This window comes from Neptuniibacter sp. 1_MG-2023 (genome assembly GCF_030547185.1).
Taxonomy (GTDB): domain Bacteria; phylum Pseudomonadota; class Gammaproteobacteria; order Pseudomonadales; family Balneatricaceae; genus Neptuniibacter.
Genome location: NZ_JAUOQR010000001.1, coordinates 543592 through 559936, shown reverse-complemented (window position 1 = coordinate 559936; position 16345 = coordinate 543592). Strand labels below are relative to the sequence as shown.

The following is a 16345-nucleotide window of genomic DNA, read 5'->3' as shown; positions in this document are numbered from 1 at the left end:
GGTATAGATAGTGAAACGTCATGCTCATTCAGTCATGTGGTTCCTTTATTGGCTGCTGGCTTTTTTGTGCGCGCTTTTAGCCTGTGCAAGTATTGTATTAAAAGTATTGGTTGATGATATAAGCCTATACCGTCAAGACGTAGAGGCTTTTCTTTCTTCGCAACTTAATGCAACAGTTCATATAGCTGACCTTCAAGGTCGTTGGGATGGGTGGCAACCTGTCGTTTCTATAGATGGTTTGTCAGTAGATAGGCTTGCAGATCAACCTGAGTTATCTTTTGCGTTGCTACGTGGGGATATAAAGTTTGATCCTGCAGCGTCAATTCGTGCTTTTACTCTTATATTTTCACAACTTGATCTCAATAGTATGACTTTGAGATATGACCTTTCTCAAGAGGTGGCTACTGGGGAGCAAGGTCAAGCAAGTGGTAATAAAGTTGATGGGACTGACCTAACTAAAATTGAACTCCCTCATTCAGGTTTTCTAGCTTTCTTGCTACAGCAAAGCTCCATCAATATGAGCGATACCCGTATTGTATTGCAGCCTAAGCATGGTGATGCGGTATCAGTCGCACCGATCCAGCTTAGCCTTCAGCATGATGGTGTGCTCCATCAGCTGAAAGTTGATGCTGATTTAGTTTCTACGTCAGGACAAGCATCGCTTAAATTTCTTGCTGAAGTTGAAGGAAATCCCTCAAAAAAAGCGGTCGATTTTTATCTTAAATTTGAGGGTGTAGATGAGCAATTGCTCAACCCTTGGCTTAACCTTGGTGAGATTCAACTGGAGAGTTTGAGTGGGGCTCAGGAGATATGGGGGCAGTCTTATCGTGGTCGCTTAACCTACCTCACCGGTAGAACATTAATTCAGAATTTTAAATACCAAGACTATGCTTTAGAGCAGTTTACTGTACAGACGGCATTAAATCGTCGCGATCGTGGCTATCAGTTACAAATTACTGACTTTCAAATTGATAGTGTGGAAAGTGGTATTGAGATACCTAAGATTAGTTTAGATTTTGAGCGTGAAGGCTACCTCGTTAAACCGCGGAGCTTAATGGTTGATAAAATAGAGCTGGCTTCTACATTTGATTGGTTACTTAAAAAGCCGTTTCTTCCTGAAGAGGCTCAATCTGCTTTTTCTGGTCTCGCACCCGTAGGTACGGTCAAAAATATTTTGGTTTCTTGGCCCACCTCCGCTGAGTTGAACGATTTTGAACTAGCGGCTGATCTCGAGAATGTTGGTATTAATGCTTGGACTGATGTTCCTGAGATAAAAGGCATTAATGGCCTACTGAAGGTTAACCGAGTGGGAGGTGAGATTCACTTAAAAAGTAGTGATTTCTTAATGCATTACCCCACCTTATTCGAACAGGCATGGGATTATAATGATGCAGAAGGCGTTATTGGTTGGCGCTTTGAAGACAAAGGAATAGTGGTTGCTTCCCAGCTTTTGAATCTAGCTAATGATAAGTTATCAGCGGCAGGACGCTTTAGTCTTTATCTTCCCTTTGATAGAGATGAGCAGCCGTTACTTAATTTACAGATAGGTTTGCAAGGCGCTGATGGTCTACAGGCAAAGTATTATATCCCGCCTAAAGAGGTTGGACTTGAAACTTATGAGTGGCTTGTTAAAGCGATTCAACAAGGGGAGATTAAGCGGGCTGGTTTTGTTTTAAATGGTGTTACCCGTGCACGGTTGTCCGATTATCAGCTACCGACAGTTCAGTTGTTTTTTGATCTAGAGGATGCCTCTTTTGAATACCAGCCAGGCTGGCCTGCGATTAAAAAAGCGGATGGTTTTATCTATTTCCGTAATGGTGAACTGGTGGCTGAAGCGGCAGGTGGCAATATTTATGATTCTGCTTTGAATTTTGCTTGGATTCATCTACCTCAATCTTCAGACAAGTTATTTGTCACAGGATCGGTCGACGGTGATGCTATAGATTTACAGCGTTTATTAACTGAAAGTGATTTAAGAACTGAGATAGGTGATGACTTTAATGATTGGACACTATCTGGACCTATAAGTACGTTAGTTAATTTAAATTTACCTTTAGCTGGTAAATCTGAGCCGCAGGTTTTTGTGAAATCGGATATCAAACAAGGCCGCTTCCAATCGGTAAAGGATAAGATCAGTTTCAGTAAAATAAATGGCGTCATTAATTATGATTATAGTATCGGCCTTTCGTCGGGTCCGTTAAAAGCTGAGCTATTTGAACAGCCGGTTACCGCTAATATATCCTCACGTTTGATTTCGAATAAAGTTAAGAAAACTGAAGTGAGTATTGATGGTCGTGTTAATGCTGACTATCTAGCGAATTGGCTTGATTCTGATTTCTTATCTTTATTGCAGGGACCACTTACATACAATGCCCGTTTGGATCTTTGTCCTGGCAAAGTTTGTAATCAGTTGGTTATCAAGAGCGATTTAAAGGGAACGCAAATCAACGCATTCCCGCCATTAAGTAAAACTAAAACACAAACCATGCCGTTAACAGTGGTCAGTGACCTTGGTCTTACTTATGCGGATGATCGTAGTGTCATACGTTTGAATTTAGCGGACCAGTTAAGAAGTGTGCTGATTAATAATGATAAGGGACTTGAGCGTGCTAGGTTTAGTTTAGGGGGAGAAAAGCCAGAGATACCGGAAGAGGCTGGTATTTGGGTTGATGGAACTCTTGCTGATCTTGATTATGCTCAGCTCGATGGGTTTTTATCGGGTTTAGGGTTTAATGGAAAGTCGGAGAAAAGCGGAGCTCAGTCTAGTAGTTTAGCGGGGAGTAAACTGAAGCAAGTTGAGCTCTCGTTGTCCCGTTTTAGTGCGGGAGGCTTTGATCTCAATAATCTCTCCCTCTCTTTGAAACCTGAACCTTTAGGTTGGATGTTGCGCGCTCAAAGCCAAGAACTTACGGGTGGATTGTGGCTGCCCAATGATGAAGGCAGTCCTTATAAGGTAGAGTTGTCAGAGCTAAGACTGAACCGTGATGAGTCGGATACTGAAGCTGAAGATGAGCCCCTTCCTGAATCTGTTGATATAGATCCTGCATCGATCCCTTTGGTAGATTTTAATATTAAAAAACTGTTTATTGGCAGTAAGCCATTGGGTAGTTGGTCTTTTAAATTAAGACCTTATGAAAATGATATTCGACTTGAAGATATACAAGCGGATATACATGGGGCCGAGGTGCGTGGGGGATTGCGCTGGGTCTCGGGTGATAACGAGGTTTCCGATCTTACACTTAAACTCAATAGCAGTAATTTTAGTCAGGTGCTCAAGGCGCTTGATGTGAAAGCGATTGAGACAAAAAGTTTAGATTCCTATCTTCAACTATCCTGGAATCATGCTCCTTGGGCGTTTGATATAGCGGACGCAAATGGCGAACTACAGTTTACAGCCAAGCAAGGGCGTATTTTGGATGTAGGTAAGTCGGGTAATATTTTACGCGTGTTCGGTATATTAAACCTTCAATCCTTGGGGCGTCGATTAAGATTGGATTTTACCGATCTAGTTGAAAGTGGTGTTGCTTTTGATGAGATGAAAGCCAGCTATAAGATCAAGCAAGGTATAGCTCACACATCTTCACCTTTTGTTATGACGGGACCTTCGGCCAATATGGTGATGCAAGGTAGTTTAAACTTAGTCAATGAAACAGTGGATAAAGATATAGAGGTGGCTTTACCAGTGACTGGCAATATTCCATTAGTCAGTGTTTTGCTCGGTGCACCTCAAGTGGCGGGGGCAGTTTTTCTTTTTGATAAGCTGATAGGTGATCCACTCGCTAAGTTTACTACCGTAAAATACCATTTGTCCGGTGATTGGGGCGACCCTTCAATTGTGATTGATGATGGTAAAGCGACTAAGCCTGCCAATACAAATACACCAGCGGTAATGGATAATGATCATGGCTAAAGTGGCTGTAGCTCAGATGGTATCGGGAGAGGTGTTAGCCGATAATTTGGCAACAGTCGCGCAGCTAGCTGAAGAAGCGGCGTCCGCATCAGCTAAACTTTTACTCCTTCCTGAAAATTTTGCGTTGTTAGATTCCAAAGCCCTTGTCTCTTTAGCGCGAGAGGAGGTGAGTAGTGGCAATATACAGAAGACAATTGCTAGCCTAGCAAAAAAACATAATTTGTGGATTATCGCAGGCAGCGTACCTCTATTATCGCGTTCGGGCGATAAGGTCTATGCCAGTTGTTTAGTGTTTAATGAGTTAGGGGTTCAAGTCGGTCGCTACGATAAAATACACCTCTTCGATGTAGATGTGGAGGATCGGCATAGTAGTTATCGCGAGTCTGATTTCATCGAAGCAGGAGACCAACTTGTTGTGGTTGATAGTCCGTTTGGAAAAATAGGGTTGTCTATCTGTTATGACCTTCGTTTCCCTGAGCATTATCAAAAACTGCGAGGCTTAGGTGCAGAGATACTTGTTGTACCCTCGGCATTTACCTATGTGACCGGTGAGGCGCACTGGGAGGTTTTGCTACGAGCCCGAGGGATTGAAACCCAATGTTATGTACTTGCAGCGAATCAAGGTGGTAAGCACTCAGAAACGCGCTCTAGCTGGGGGCATAGTATGATTGTTGATCCTTGGGGTGAAGTCTTAGCTTTGCGGGAAAGTATAGGGAAGGGGGTTGTGCTGGCCGATATCAATCTGCCTATGCTGCATAAGCGACGAGAGGCAATGCCCGTTATGCAGCACAGAAAAACGGCTGGTTTCTAAGCGCCAGCCACTTCACGTAGGTATTTAAAAAGCTTTCTGGCTGCTGCTGGTGGCTTTTGTAATTCCAACTCTTTTTTAGCATTTCGAATTAGCTGACGTAAATGTTGTACATCGGCACTTGGGTTCTCGTTTATATATTCTTGAAGTGCGCTATTGTCTTCAGTAACAAGCCGATCTCTCCAGCGCTCCAATTTATGGAAGGTTTGAGTGTGTGCTTGTTGGCCGGCTTCATACAGGCCTAAATCATGCTCAATCTTATCGGTATCTTCTGTGCGCATTATTTTACCGATATATTGCAAATGCCTTTTCTGAGCACCATTTGACTTAATGCGGTGAAACTCTTCGATGGCTAGATGTAAGCGTTCATCTAACTTCATCTTTTCTAGTTGTTCTTTATTAAGCTTTGTAAGGCGCGCACCTAATGCTTGCAGGGCATGCATTTGGCGTTTTGCTTCTGTTTTGCTTAACTCTTCATCTTGGTCATTTAGATGAGAGGATGAAAATTTTGCGTTATCGCTCATGAGTTTTCTCAGGCATAAAAAATGGTGGCTAAGCCTAAAAAGGCAAAGAAGCCTACCACATCGGTTATGGTTGTTAACAGGACACTTCCGGCTAAGGCGGGATCTATACCCATAGATTTCAACACTATAGGCAGTAAGGTGCCAGAGATAGCACCTACAACTAAATTAATTATAATCGCTAGAGCGATGATGATGCCGAGATTTAGATCTTGGAACCATACTGTCGCTACTACAGCAATAACAGCAGCCCAAAGAAGGCCATTTAATATACCTACAATGACCTCTCTGTTAAGTAGCCATCGAGCGTTTGATCGTTCAACATGCCCCAAAGCTTGACCACGGATCACCAAGGTCAAGGTTTGTGAGCCTGCAATGCCGCCCATAGATGCAACTATAGGCATAAGTACCGCTAGGGCTACAACTTTATCGATGGTCTCTTCAAATAAACCGATCACAGCAGAAGCAATAAAGGCAGTAAGTAAATTAATGCCGAGCCAAACGGCACGACGACGTGTGGTTTTCATGACTGGGGCAAAGGTGTCTTCATCTTCGTCTAAGCCTGCCATGCTCATCAATGAATGATCCGCATCTTCGCGGATAACGTCGACCACATCATCAATCGTAATACGGCCAACCAGTTTGCCATTATCATCTACAACTGGGGCGGAGACTAGATCATGCTCTTCGAACAAGGCTGCCACTTGGTCGTCGGGCATCTGGGCATTGATCGCTTTTATATCGGTGTTCATGATCTCTCGAATATTGATTGAGGGATCGGATACTAATAGTTTGGTTAAAGGTAGCAGACCTATATATGAGTCTTTTCGGCTGACAACAATGAGACTATCCGTCATTTCGGGGATTTCATCGTGGCGACGAATGTAACGTAAGGTTGTTTCGACGCTAATATCTGGACGGATAGTTGTTGTATCTGTATTCATTAAGCCGCCGGCAGTATCCTCCGGATAAGAGAGCAGCTTTTCAACCCTACGCAGATTTTGTTTGTCCATGATGCGTAGGGTTTCTTTCATTACCCTATTAGGTAGCTGTTGTAGCACATCTACCATATCATCAGAATCAAGAGATTCGGTAAGTGCTAGCACCTCTTCAGTATTCATACGACTTAAGATGTCCGCTTGGATATCGTCGTTTAAATGCTGGAGTACTACGGCTTCTAAATCATGTGAGATTAAGTTCCAAAGGATCTGACGCTCTTTGGGAGGTGATTTCTCAATTAAGCGGGCAACTTCGGTTGGTCGCAAAGTATTGTTTAGGGTAAAGCGAATTTGACGAAACTCACCACTATCTAAAGCATCGTTTAGCTTATCAAAATGTGATTTGGTTTCTTCAACGGCCATGGTTTTATCGCTTATGGACTTTGCTCGGTCTTCTTTTGTCAGTAGAAGAATAAATAGAATGTAATGCTTTGATTATAACGGAAGCTGAAGGGATAACCCTAAGAATTAATATGAAGAGTTTTATTCGTCTTCATCAAACCTATTGTTGATAAGCTCTTCAATGGCCGACATAGCACTTTCTTCATCATTGCCTGTGATCTTAACAGTTAAGGTTGTGCCTTTGCTAGCTGCCAGCATCATCACAGACATAATGCTTTTTCCATCTACTGCACGTCCGTCTTTCTCCAATAAAATTTCGGATGAAAAACGTGATGTTACACCAATAAGCTTAGCGGCTGCTCGGGCATGTAACCCCAGTTTATTGATGATGAGTAGTTTTTTTTCTTGCATGATAGTTAGCTCAATTCACGATGACGAACATGGACATTATCCATATGTTGAGAGAAATGAGAAGCTAGACGTTCGCTAATATAAACAGATCGGTGTTGCCCCCCTGTGCAGCCAATGCCAATCGTAATATAGCTACGGTTATTTTCTGAAAAGCGGGGCAGCCAGCGTTCGAGGAAGTTGGTTATATCTTCTACCATCTCTCGAACTTCGTGTGATTCCTCTAGGAAGTCCTGAACCGGTTTCTCTTGGCCTGTATATTTGCGTAGATCTGGAACCCAGTGAGGATTGGGTAGGGCGCGTACATCATAGACAAAGTCTACGTCTAAAGGCACACCATGCTTAAAACCGAAAGATTCAAATTGAACCGACAAGGTTTGAGCTTTACGGTTGGCAACCCGAAGTTTGACTGTATCTCGAAGCTCATACAGGGATAAGCGCGTAGTATCTATTCGGATGTCGGCTAAGCTTGCGATAGGTTCTAAAAGCTGTATCTCTGACTCAATTGATTGTTGTAGATTCTTATGGGTATCTGAAAGAGGGTGTTTACGTCGGGTTGAACTATAACGTTTGAGTAAGGTGGCTTCCGATGAATCTAAAAAAATAACTTCATATTCAGCCCAATGATCTTGGCGAAGTTGATTTAAAATATCTGGAAATTTGGCTAAGTTACTGAGCAAATTGCGCGCATCAATACTGACCGCTATCTGGTCAGGGTGACTCGGGTCACTACTCATCTGTTGGATAAGGTCTGGTAGTAAGAGAGCCGGCAAATTGTCTATACAGTAGAAGCCAATATCTTCTAAAGCTTGTAATGCTGTACTTTTTCCTGAGCCGGAACGACCACTAATCACAACAAGCTTCATTTTAACTCCTAGGCAGCACTCAACTTACATAAAGTCTCATACAGAGAATGACTGTCTTGGCTTTCTCTTAGTTTGTTTCTGGCTTCTTCTTGGCTAAAGAGCTCTGCAACTGAGGCTAGTGTAGCTAAGTGCTCAGATGTTGAGTCTTCAGGAACAATCAAAATAAATAGAAGATCAACGGGTTTACCATCGATAGCATCAAAGTCTATAGGTGTATCTAGTTTGACTAGATAGCCTTTAGCTTCAGTGCATTCTGCCAGCCTGCAATGTGGAATGGCAATCCCATCGCCTATGCCTGTACTGCCAAGTTTTTCGCGCGAATGAAGTCCGTTAAATACTGATGATGAACTCATATCGGGATGTTGCTCCGATATTATTTCAGCAGCATTTTCCAGAATCCGCTTTTTACTGCCACCCTCAAGGCCACAAAGGACGCTTGAGGGGGTTAATAGTTCATGAAGCAACATAATTTTTTGGATACAGACCGGTTATTTGTGAGTTTTAGTTTTTTCTTTATGCTTAATGACTTGTCTATCTAACTTGTCAGTAAGGCCATCAATTGCAGCATACATATCTTCGTGTTCATGTGTAGCAAAGAGCTGGGCACCCGCTAAGTGCATCTCTGCCTCAGCTTTCTGGCGTTGTTTATCTACGCTGAGTGTGACTTGCACATTGGTGATGTTATCAAAATGACGCTCAATCTTTTGTAGTTTCGAGAGCACATAATCATTCATTGATTCAGTTAATTCTACATGGTGTCCAGTAATGTTGATCTGCATAGGTTTCTCCTATTTATTGCAGTGACATACTACTCTTGCCACTCTTTTATTAAACTAAACGCTTTCTTTCATTCGACGGTGGAATACCCATCGCTTCGCGATATTTCGCAATCGTACGTCTAGCAACTTTAAAGCCTTGTTCATCAAGAAATTGTGCAATTTTGTTGTCGCTTAATGGTTTAGCATTATTTTCAGCGGCCACCATCTTTTTGATAAGCGCTCTAATAGCGGTTGAGGACGCTGCGCCCCCTGTTGCTGTACTTACATGACTCGAGAAGAAGTATTTTAGTTCAAATATTCCACGGTGTGTGTGCATAAACTTTTGTGTGGTCACTCGAGAGATAGTGGATTCATGCATTTCTACGGCTTCAGCAATGTCATGAAGCACCATTGGCTTCATGCCTTCTTCGCCATGTTCCAGAAAGCCAATTTGTCGTTTTACTATCTCGTTTGACACTTTTAATAAGGTTTCGTTGCGGCTTTGTAAACTTTTAATAAACCATCGTGCTTCTTGCAGGTGGTTTTTTAGGTAGGTGTTATCAGAGCTATTATCGGCCCGTTTTACTAAACCTGCGTAACCTGAGTTGATACGTAGCTTAGGGGAAACTTCTGGGTTGAGGTGAACGCGCCATTCACCTTGCTGTTTTGTAACAAGAACGTCTGGAATAACATATTCAGCGGTACTGCTGCTGATTGAGGCGCCAGGTTTTGGATTTAGTCCTTGAATCAGCTGTATAACTTGCTGCAGTTGAGGTTCTTTTAAGCGTGTTTTTCTCATCAATTGACGGTAATCGTGAGCACCAAGTAGCTTAATGTATTGTTGTGCAACTTTGATCGCTTCATTTTTCCAAAGTGTCTCAGGCGGCAGTTGTTGTAACTGTATGCTTAAACACTCGCTGAGGTCACGGCAGGCAACACCTGCTGGATCAAATTGTTGTATGCGGTGCAAGACGGCTTCAATCTCATCCAATTCTACTTCTTCAAACTGCTCACCTGTTTGCGCATGGAAATGATCTAAGATCTCATCCAGAGTGATGGTTAAATAACCATCAGGATTGATGCCGTCAATAATGTTCGTTGCAATAAGGCGATCAATATCACTCATTGGGGTAAGGTTTAATTGCCAATGAAGGTGGTCTTGCAGTGTTTCTTCTGCAGTGTCATTAGATTCGAAAGAGTCAAAATCTTCTTTGCTTTGACTTAGATTTGGGCCTGATGATTGGAATGTGTCTTCCCAGTTACTATCGGTTGAGAGCTCTTCTGGTATTTTCTCATTCCAGTTGTCTTCAGTTGTAATATTGTCGTCAAGCTCGGCTTCGGCTGTCGCGGTGGCTGTAGCTTCAGATTCTGTCTCTGGTGCCTGTGAATTACTCTCTTGAGTTTCGGAAGCCGAGGCGTGTTCGTCCTCAGAGACATCAAGCATAGGATTACTCTCTAATGCTTCTTGAATCTCTTGCTGAAGATCAAGCGTAGACAACTGCAGTAAGCGAATTGCTTGCTGTAGTTGTGGGGTCATTGTGAGCTGTTGCCCAATTTTTAGATGAAGCGCTTGTTTCATAATACTAAGGGACAAACTCCTGAAACTACATAATTCATTTATAGCTAAGTATATGCTTAAAGTGTGAACTGGTCGCCCAGATAAGCATTTCTTACTGCTTCGTTTGCCATAATATCGGCTGGTGAGCCGTTAGCAAGGATTGTACCTTCACTAACAATATAAGCTGTTTCGCATATATCTAAGGTTTCTCTCACATTATGATCAGTAATTAATATACCAATACCCCTTGATTGAAGATGGCGAATGGTCTGCTTTATGTCATTCACTGAAATAGGATCGACACCTGCAAAAGGTTCATCTAATAGAATAAATTCGGGTTCGGTTGCTAATGCCCGTGCAATTTCTACACGTCTACGTTCTCCACCAGAAAGACTCATGCCCATACTGTCTTTTATGTGTGTGATATGGAATTCTTCAAGCAACTCTTCCATTTTTAACTGGGCAGCGTGTTTATCTAAGTCTTTTCTTGTTTCTAAAATCGCAAGTAGATTGTCCTTCACAGACAGTTTTCTAAATATAGAAGCCTCTTGGGGAAGGTAGCCTATACCTTGCTGAGCACGGCCATGCATAGGTAGTGCGCTGATATCCTGCCCTTTGATTTTAACGGCGCCATTATCGGCTTGAACCAGACCAACAATCATGTAAAAGCAAGTGGTTTTCCCTGCGCCGTTGGGGCCTAAAAGGCCAACGATCTCACCATTCTTTATCTGTAGTGAAACGTCTTTAACAACTTCCCTGCCTTTATAGCGTTTGGCAAGGTTTTTGGCCTCTAATAAGCTCATAGGGTTAGTTGGCCTTAGTTTTCTTTTTAGGTTGAATGACCATATTTACACGTCCTGGCTCACCTGTTTCGTCTTTGCTTGCGCCACCAAATGCGTTCACAATCGACTTATCTAGATCATAAACGATCTTGTTTCCAGTAAAAGTGTCTTCTGCTTGGACGACTTTAGCTTCTTCGGTAATAGTGAGTTTTTGATCATCTACCTGATAAAGTAAGTGCTTGCCCCAAGCGTCGCTGTATGGATCTCCTTTCCTTGGAAGTTGTCTGAAATGTGCAAGGCTTCCTTTGGCAATAAGTTTTTCAACTCCCTCTTCACCACGATACATATCAACATGCTCTCCTTCAATGAGAAGTGAGCCTTGTTTGATAATGACGTTGCCTTTGTAGGTGGTTATGCCTGTTTTGTCATCAATTTGTGCAGTATCTGCCGTAATGTAAATCGGCTGTTCTTGGTCGTCAGGAAGGGCGTACGCATTCGACACTGCAACAGCCAAAAGAATGAAGGCTAGATTATAAAGCTTATTTAGCATTGTCATGGGTCCCTTCTACCCTGGAGTGCAAGTTAAGAACTCGATTATTGAAGTCAATATCCATACCTACGCCTTCAAGTATGCTTTGTTGTGATGTGATCTTAACGGGCTCATTAGTTTCTGCATAATCTTTATCAGGATAGATTGTCAGTTGCTCAGTGTTAAGTATGGTTGCTGATATAGAATCAGGATTATCATTAACTATGACATTTCCTGCAAGGTTTGTTTGATTATTATCATCTAAAACCGTGCCTGTATTTGATGTAAGTTTAACTTTAGATCCATCATTTCTAACGCTAATACTCTCAGGATGATCTAGTGTGCTTAGGCTCAGGTTAGGGTAGTGCTCTAACTTGGCTGTATTTAGCACTCTTGAAAGTTTGCCTTCGCTATTCCACTCTTTGATGGTTGCTTCTTCGACAAAATAATCTATTCCGTGCAGCAGGGAGTTGTTGGTGCGTGGTCCCTCATTTGGGGAAGATGCAAAGCCCCAATAAAGTAATACAGGTATTAAAATAATAGCAGCGAGTGCCACTCTTATCTTATTGCTTAGATCTAACATTTATAAATACATCTGTTTAAGTTGATCCAATTTTCCTTGTGCTTCAAGGATATACTCGCAAAATTCACGCCCAGCGCCTTCGCCTCCCTGACGGGATGTACACCAGTCTGCGTGTTTTTTAACGAAAGGGTGACCATTAGGAACGGTCGCACCAAAAGCACATTGGATAATGGCTGAAAGATCAGGGAAGTCATCACCTATATAGGCGGTGGTTGATGCGTTATGAGCTGTTTTATCCCAGATTTCGTTGAGAGCAATCAGTTTATCTTCTCGGCCTTGTTTAAGGTAATTGATACCTAAGGATTGGCTGCGTAATTCAACTTGGGGCGAGCGCCGACCGGTGATAATAGCGGTCTCGATGCCTGCTTGCATTAATAGCTTAATGCCTAAGCCATCTAAAGTGTTGAACTGTTTGACTTCTTGGCCGTCCGCTAAAAATAGCAGCTGACCGCTGGTGAGTATTCCATCAACGTCAAATACCGCAAGGGTGATGTTTTTTAGTTGCTGCAATGAAGACTCTGACACTAAATAACTCCCGCTTTTAATAGATCGTGCATATTAAGAGCGCCTATAGGCTGATTCGTTTCATTGGTCACGATCAGTGCATTGATTTTTTTTGTTTCCATAATTTGCAAGCATTCTGCTGCAAGCATCTCAGCAGTTACTGTTGTACCGTTTGCGGTCATTACATCATCAATTAAGGTTTTGTGGAGATCGACATCGTCATCAAGCGAGCGTCGTAAGTCACCATCGGTAAATATACCAATAAGCTGCTTTTTGTCATCAACTACGGCAGTCATACCTAAACGCTTATGGGTTACTTCTAAAAGCGCTTCTTTTAATAATGTTCCGCTGGTTACACAAGGTGTGGCTTCGCCTGAGTGCATGATATCGCTAACTTTAAGGAGTAGTCGTCTGCCCAAAGTGCCGCCTGGGTGAGAAAATGCAAAATCTTCTGCGCTAAAACCTTTTGCTTCAAGTAGTGCAATAGCGAGGGCATCACCTAGTACTAATTGGGCGGTTGTACTTGAGGTGGGTGCAAGACCAAGGGGGCAGGCTTCCTCCTCTACGCCGATGTGGAGGTTAGCAGCAGAGGTTTGAGATAAAGTGGATTCTTTGTTAGCTGTAATACTGATAAAAGGTGTGTTCATCCTTTTGAGTAGAGGAATAATTGTAATGACTTCTGCTGTTTCCCCCGAGTTTGATAGAGCAATTACAACGTCATCGGCGGTGATCATGCCTAAATCGCCGTGGCTCGCTTCTCCTGGATGAACGAAGAACGCGGGCGTGCCTGTGCTGGCTAAAGTCGCAGCGATTTTTTTGCCAATATGACCTGACTTTCCCATACCAGTAACAATGACCCGACCTGTGCAATTAAGCATTAATTGGCAGGCATGAACAAAATTGTGGTCGAGATATTTTAGTAAATCGGCCACAGCAGCGGCTTCTAGCGTGATAGTTCGTTTAGCTGAATGTAGAAAGTCAGGTGTGCTCATCTTTGTGATCAACTTTTATCTTAAGAAACGGTCATAGTGTATAGCAGGATGAGATAGCCTGCATAGGCGGAGGCTAGAATCCCCCCTTCGAAGCGACTAATGGATGGAGGCTTTTGCCATAATGCGAAGGCTAGAAGTAGGAAGGTTAAGCCTAACATTGCAACATAGTCTCGCTGCAGAACAATCTCGTCCATGCCTATAGGAGCGATGAGTCCAGGTATAGCCATAACGGCTACTAAGTTAAATATGTTTGAACCTACAACGTTACCTATAGCTATATCGTGGTGGTTTTTTAACGCACTCGCTACCGAGGCTGCTAATTCAGGCAGACTAGTTCCTATAGCTACAATGGTTAGGCCGACAACCAATTTACTCACACCTAAAGAGTAGGCGATTTCACTGGCGCCCCAAACAAGTAACTTGGAACTGAGGGCAAGAATCACTAACCCCAGAATTAACCAGAAGATAGCTTTTCTGTTTTCTAAAGAGGGAAGTTCCTCCTCTTCCTCTACTAAAGAGTCCTTAGATGCGTTTCTTTGGAAACGACTGAAAAGATAAAGGCATACAGCTAAAGCAACTAATAGAATGATGCCATCTAATTGTCCCAGATGGAGATCGAATAATAGGACTCCTGCTAAAATGGTCACCCCTAAAAGTAAAGGAAGTTCTTTTTTTAGTACGCCCGATTTTACTGGTAAGGGTGCGATGAGTGCGGTGATGCCTAGTACCAATGCAATATTAGCAATGTTAGATCCCAGTGCATTACCAATAGCTAGATCGCCTGCCCCAGATGTGGAGGCCATAAAAGATACGAGTATTTCGGGTGCAGAGGTGCCAAAAGATACGATAGTTAAGCCAATCAGCATTGGGGACATGCCGAAGTTTTTTGCTGTGGCTGCGGCCCCTATAACGAATCTATCTGCACTCCATACCAATAGAATAAGTCCAGAGATTAGTGCCAAAATTGGATATAACATAGATAGAAGTTGTTCCAGTAGAATTGAAGAGGGGTATTAAAACAGAATGCTATCTTTGTTTAAATCAATACAGAGCATCATGTTTGAAAATATTCCCGTTTTTAGAACGAAATGGTATAGTTGCCAGCCCTTTATGATACGCACTATATAAAGGGACGTTAACAAAGTCTGAATGGAACTATAAAAATGTTCTTTTCAAAGTTATAACGGAATCTTATGAACGAATTTGATGATGTCGTCATCGATATCCAAAAGCTGAGTTTTTCCCGTGGTGATCGATCCATTTATGATGAGGTCGATATTAAAATTCCGCGTGGCAAAATTACCGGAATAATGGGGCCGTCAGGTACAGGTAAAACAACACTGCTTAGATTAATTGGCGGTCAGTTGAAACCTGATGCAGGTTCTATATTGGTTGATGATGAAAATATTCCAGAACTCAACCGTAGCGATCTGTTTTCGGTGCGAGAGCGTATGGGCATGCTCTTTCAAAGTGGGGCTTTATTTACTGATATAAGTGTATTTGAAAATGTTGCATTTCCTATCCGCGTCCATACAGATTTAAGCGATGATATGATTCGCGATGTTGTTTTAATGAAACTTCAGGCTGTGGGTCTAAGAGGGGCACATAATCTGATGCCTAGTGAGCTATCTGGTGGTATGGCCCGTCGAGTTGCGTTGGCTAGAGCTATTGCACTCGATCCTGATATTGTTATGTATGATGAGCCTTTTACTGGTCAGGATCCTATCGCAATGGGTGTCTTGGTTAATCTTATTCGCCGTTTAAATAACTCCTTAGGGCATACGAGTATTATAGTTTCCCACGATATTCAGGAAACTTTAGGTATTGCTGATTACATCCATATTATTGCGGACTCTAAGGTGATCGCTTCAGGTACACCGGAAGAATTGCGTCAAGATGATTCGCCGCAGGTTAAACAGTTTATGCATGGATTACCTGACGGGCCTGTACCGTTTCATTATCCTGCGGGTGATTATGAAACCGATCTGTTAAGAGGTCAGGGATAATGAATCAATTAGCGTTATTAGGTCACGCTGCACTAAGTAAATTAGCCGCTTTTGGCCGAGCAGGGATGATGTTGTTTCAATCTCTTGTCGCTAAGCCCCAGCCCGTAATTATGTTTCCACTGTTTGTGAAACAAGTTTATTTTGTGGGTGTGTTATCACTAATTATTATTGTGGTATCAGGTTTGTTTATTGGTATGGTGCTTGGTTTACAAGGCTATACAATTTTAGTTGACTATGGCTCTGAGCAAGCGGTTGGACAGATGGTTGCGCTGAGTTTGGTTAGAGAGCTTGCGCCAGTTGTAACTGCGTTATTGTTTGCTGGGCGAGCAGGATCTGCTTTGACGGCTGAAATTGGCCTAATGAAAGCGACTGAGCAGTTATCAAGTTTAGAAATGATTGGTGTTGATCCCCTAAGACGGATTGTGGCACCAAGGTTTTGGGCTGGATTTGTATGCTTACCTATTTTATCCGCTATATTTGCCCTTGTCGGTGTTTATGGCGGTGCGATAGTGGGTGTTGAATGGCTGGGTATATATGATGGCTCATTTTGGGCTAACATGCAGAACTCAGTTGATTTTTATGATGATGTCTTGAATGGTCTTATAAAGGCCGTTGTCTTTGGCTTCGTTGTTACTTGGATCGCTGTGTTCCAAGGCTATGATTGTATGCCGACTTCGGAAGGGATTAGTCAGGCAACAACAAAAACTGTGGTCTATGCATCGTTGGCGGTGCTTGGGCTAGATTTTATTCTTACTGCTGTAATGTTTGGAGAGCTTTAAT

The 16345-nt window shown here is 42.6% G+C and carries 17 protein-coding genes; 4 read left to right on the top strand and 13 right to left on the bottom strand.

The window, feature by feature from the left end; translation table 11 throughout:
• The first annotated feature begins 10 nt into the window (after nucleotides 1–10).
• Both Q4492_RS02625 and Q4492_RS02620 read left to right on the top strand, forming a co-directional pair.
• On the top strand, nucleotides 11–3910 hold the full coding sequence (locus Q4492_RS02625) for a YhdP family protein (RefSeq protein WP_303415684.1): 3900 nt from the start codon (nucleotides 11–13) through the stop codon (nucleotides 3908–3910).
• Complete coding sequence (locus Q4492_RS02620) at nucleotides 3903–4721, top strand: carbon-nitrogen hydrolase family protein (RefSeq protein ID WP_303415683.1); 819 nt, start codon at nucleotides 3903–3905, stop codon at nucleotides 4719–4721. Before Q4492_RS02625 ends, Q4492_RS02620 begins: the two co-directional genes overlap by 8 nt.
• Here the strand turns inward: Q4492_RS02620 and yjgA are convergent.
• From yjgA to Q4492_RS02555, 13 genes are all read right to left on the bottom strand, one after another.
• Nucleotides 4718–5242 carry a ribosome biogenesis factor YjgA gene (yjgA, locus tag Q4492_RS02615; protein WP_303415682.1) on the bottom strand — a complete coding sequence of 175 codons (525 nt, stop codon included), beginning with the start codon at nucleotides 5240–5242 and terminating at the stop codon, nucleotides 4718–4720. The two genes, Q4492_RS02620 and yjgA, sit on opposite strands and share 4 nt — an antisense overlap.
• Before the next feature lie 8 nt (nucleotides 5243–5250).
• Nucleotides 5251–6600, bottom strand: coding sequence for a magnesium transporter (gene mgtE / locus Q4492_RS02610; RefSeq protein WP_303415681.1), 1350 nt, complete (start codon nucleotides 6598–6600; stop codon nucleotides 5251–5253).
• Nucleotides 6601–6720: 120 nt separating this feature from the next.
• Nucleotides 6721–6990: an HPr family phosphocarrier protein gene (locus tag Q4492_RS02605; protein WP_303415680.1), complete on the bottom strand. Its 270-nt coding sequence runs from the start codon at nucleotides 6988–6990 to the stop codon at nucleotides 6721–6723.
• 5 nt (nucleotides 6991–6995) lie between these two features.
• Nucleotides 6996–7853 (bottom strand): RNase adapter RapZ, encoded by an 858-nt coding sequence (gene rapZ, locus Q4492_RS02600; RefSeq protein ID WP_303415679.1) that lies wholly within the window; start codon nucleotides 7851–7853, stop codon nucleotides 6996–6998.
• Nucleotides 7854–7861: 8 nt separating this feature from the next.
• Nucleotides 7862–8320: a PTS IIA-like nitrogen regulatory protein PtsN gene (gene ptsN / locus Q4492_RS02595; protein ID WP_303415678.1), complete on the bottom strand. Its 459-nt coding sequence runs from the start codon at nucleotides 8318–8320 to the stop codon at nucleotides 7862–7864.
• Nucleotides 8321–8341: 21 nt separating this feature from the next.
• Nucleotides 8342–8632, bottom strand: a complete 291-nt coding sequence (raiA, locus tag Q4492_RS02590) for a ribosome-associated translation inhibitor RaiA (protein ID WP_303415677.1) — start codon at nucleotides 8630–8632, stop codon at nucleotides 8342–8344.
• 49 nt (nucleotides 8633–8681) lie between these two features.
• Entirely contained in the window at nucleotides 8682–10190 is a 1509-nt protein-coding gene (locus tag Q4492_RS02585; RefSeq protein WP_303415728.1) for an RNA polymerase factor sigma-54, read from the bottom strand.
• 56 nt (nucleotides 10191–10246) lie between these two features.
• The gene (gene lptB, locus Q4492_RS02580) at nucleotides 10247–10972 is read right to left on the bottom strand and encodes an LPS export ABC transporter ATP-binding protein (RefSeq protein ID WP_303415676.1); all 726 of its coding nucleotides are present in this window, start codon (nucleotides 10970–10972) and stop codon (nucleotides 10247–10249) included.
• A gap of 4 nt (nucleotides 10973–10976) precedes the next feature.
• Nucleotides 10977–11507: a lipopolysaccharide transport periplasmic protein LptA gene (gene lptA / locus Q4492_RS02575; RefSeq protein WP_303415675.1), complete on the bottom strand. Its 531-nt coding sequence runs from the start codon at nucleotides 11505–11507 to the stop codon at nucleotides 10977–10979.
• Nucleotides 11491–12063 carry an LPS export ABC transporter periplasmic protein LptC gene (lptC, locus tag Q4492_RS02570; RefSeq protein WP_303415674.1) on the bottom strand — a complete coding sequence of 191 codons (573 nt, stop codon included), beginning with the start codon at nucleotides 12061–12063 and terminating at the stop codon, nucleotides 11491–11493. Before lptC ends, lptA begins: the two co-directional genes overlap by 17 nt.
• Complete coding sequence (locus Q4492_RS02565) at nucleotides 12064–12588, bottom strand: HAD family hydrolase (protein ID WP_303415673.1); 525 nt, start codon at nucleotides 12586–12588, stop codon at nucleotides 12064–12066.
• A complete protein-coding gene (locus Q4492_RS02560) occupies nucleotides 12588–13559 on the bottom strand; it encodes a KpsF/GutQ family sugar-phosphate isomerase (protein WP_303415672.1) in 972 nt (323 codons plus the stop codon). The genes Q4492_RS02565 and Q4492_RS02560 overlap by 1 nt, the downstream gene beginning before the upstream one ends.
• A 20-nt stretch (nucleotides 13560–13579) precedes the next feature.
• On the bottom strand, nucleotides 13580–14536 hold the full coding sequence (locus tag Q4492_RS02555; RefSeq protein ID WP_303415671.1) for a calcium/sodium antiporter: 957 nt from the start codon (nucleotides 14534–14536) through the stop codon (nucleotides 13580–13582).
• A gap of 216 nt (nucleotides 14537–14752) precedes the next feature.
• Between Q4492_RS02555 and Q4492_RS02550 the strand changes: the two genes are divergently transcribed.
• Both Q4492_RS02550 and mlaE read left to right on the top strand, forming a co-directional pair.
• On the top strand, nucleotides 14753–15565 hold the full coding sequence (locus Q4492_RS02550; protein WP_303415670.1) for an ATP-binding cassette domain-containing protein: 813 nt from the start codon (nucleotides 14753–14755) through the stop codon (nucleotides 15563–15565).
• Nucleotides 15565–16344 (top strand): lipid asymmetry maintenance ABC transporter permease subunit MlaE, encoded by a 780-nt coding sequence (mlaE, locus tag Q4492_RS02545; RefSeq protein WP_197468072.1) that lies wholly within the window; start codon nucleotides 15565–15567, stop codon nucleotides 16342–16344. Before Q4492_RS02550 ends, mlaE begins: the two co-directional genes overlap by 1 nt.
• Nucleotide 16345: the final 1 nt, after the last annotated feature.

Coding starts and splice junctions, on each gene's coding strand:
- Q4492_RS02620 (WP_303415683.1), top strand. CDS start 3,903: ATGGCTAAAGTGGCTGTAGCTCAGATGGTATCGGGAGAGGTGTTAGCC.
- yjgA (WP_303415682.1), bottom strand. CDS start 5,242: ATGAGCGATAACGCAAAATTTTCATCCTCTCATCTAAATGACCAAGAT.
- mgtE (WP_303415681.1), bottom strand. CDS start 6,600: ATGGCCGTTGAAGAAACCAAATCACATTTTGATAAGCTAAACGATGCT.
- Q4492_RS02605 (WP_303415680.1), bottom strand. CDS start 6,990: ATGCAAGAAAAAAAACTACTCATCATCAATAAACTGGGGTTACATGCC.
- rapZ (WP_303415679.1), bottom strand. CDS start 7,853: ATGAAGCTTGTTGTGATTAGTGGTCGTTCCGGCTCAGGAAAAAGTACA.
- ptsN (WP_303415678.1), bottom strand. CDS start 8,320: ATGTTGCTTCATGAACTATTAACCCCCTCAAGCGTCCTTTGTGGCCTT.
- raiA (WP_303415677.1), bottom strand. CDS start 8,632: ATGCAGATCAACATTACTGGACACCATGTAGAATTAACTGAATCAATG.
- Q4492_RS02585 (WP_303415728.1), bottom strand. CDS start 10,190: ATGAAACAAGCGCTTCATCTAAAAATTGGGCAACAGCTCACAATGACC.
- lptB (WP_303415676.1), bottom strand. CDS start 10,972: ATGAGCTTATTAGAGGCCAAAAACCTTGCCAAACGCTATAAAGGCAGG.
- lptA (WP_303415675.1), bottom strand. CDS start 11,507: ATGACAATGCTAAATAAGCTTTATAATCTAGCCTTCATTCTTTTGGCT.
- lptC (WP_303415674.1), bottom strand. CDS start 12,063: ATGTTAGATCTAAGCAATAAGATAAGAGTGGCACTCGCTGCTATTATT.
- Q4492_RS02560 (WP_303415672.1), bottom strand. CDS start 13,559: ATGAGCACACCTGACTTTCTACATTCAGCTAAACGAACTATCACGCTA.
- Q4492_RS02555 (WP_303415671.1), bottom strand. CDS start 14,536: ATGTTATATCCAATTTTGGCACTAATCTCTGGACTTATTCTATTGGTA.
- Q4492_RS02550 (WP_303415670.1), top strand. CDS start 14,753: ATGAACGAATTTGATGATGTCGTCATCGATATCCAAAAGCTGAGTTTT.
- mlaE (WP_197468072.1), top strand. CDS start 15,565: ATGAATCAATTAGCGTTATTAGGTCACGCTGCACTAAGTAAATTAGCC.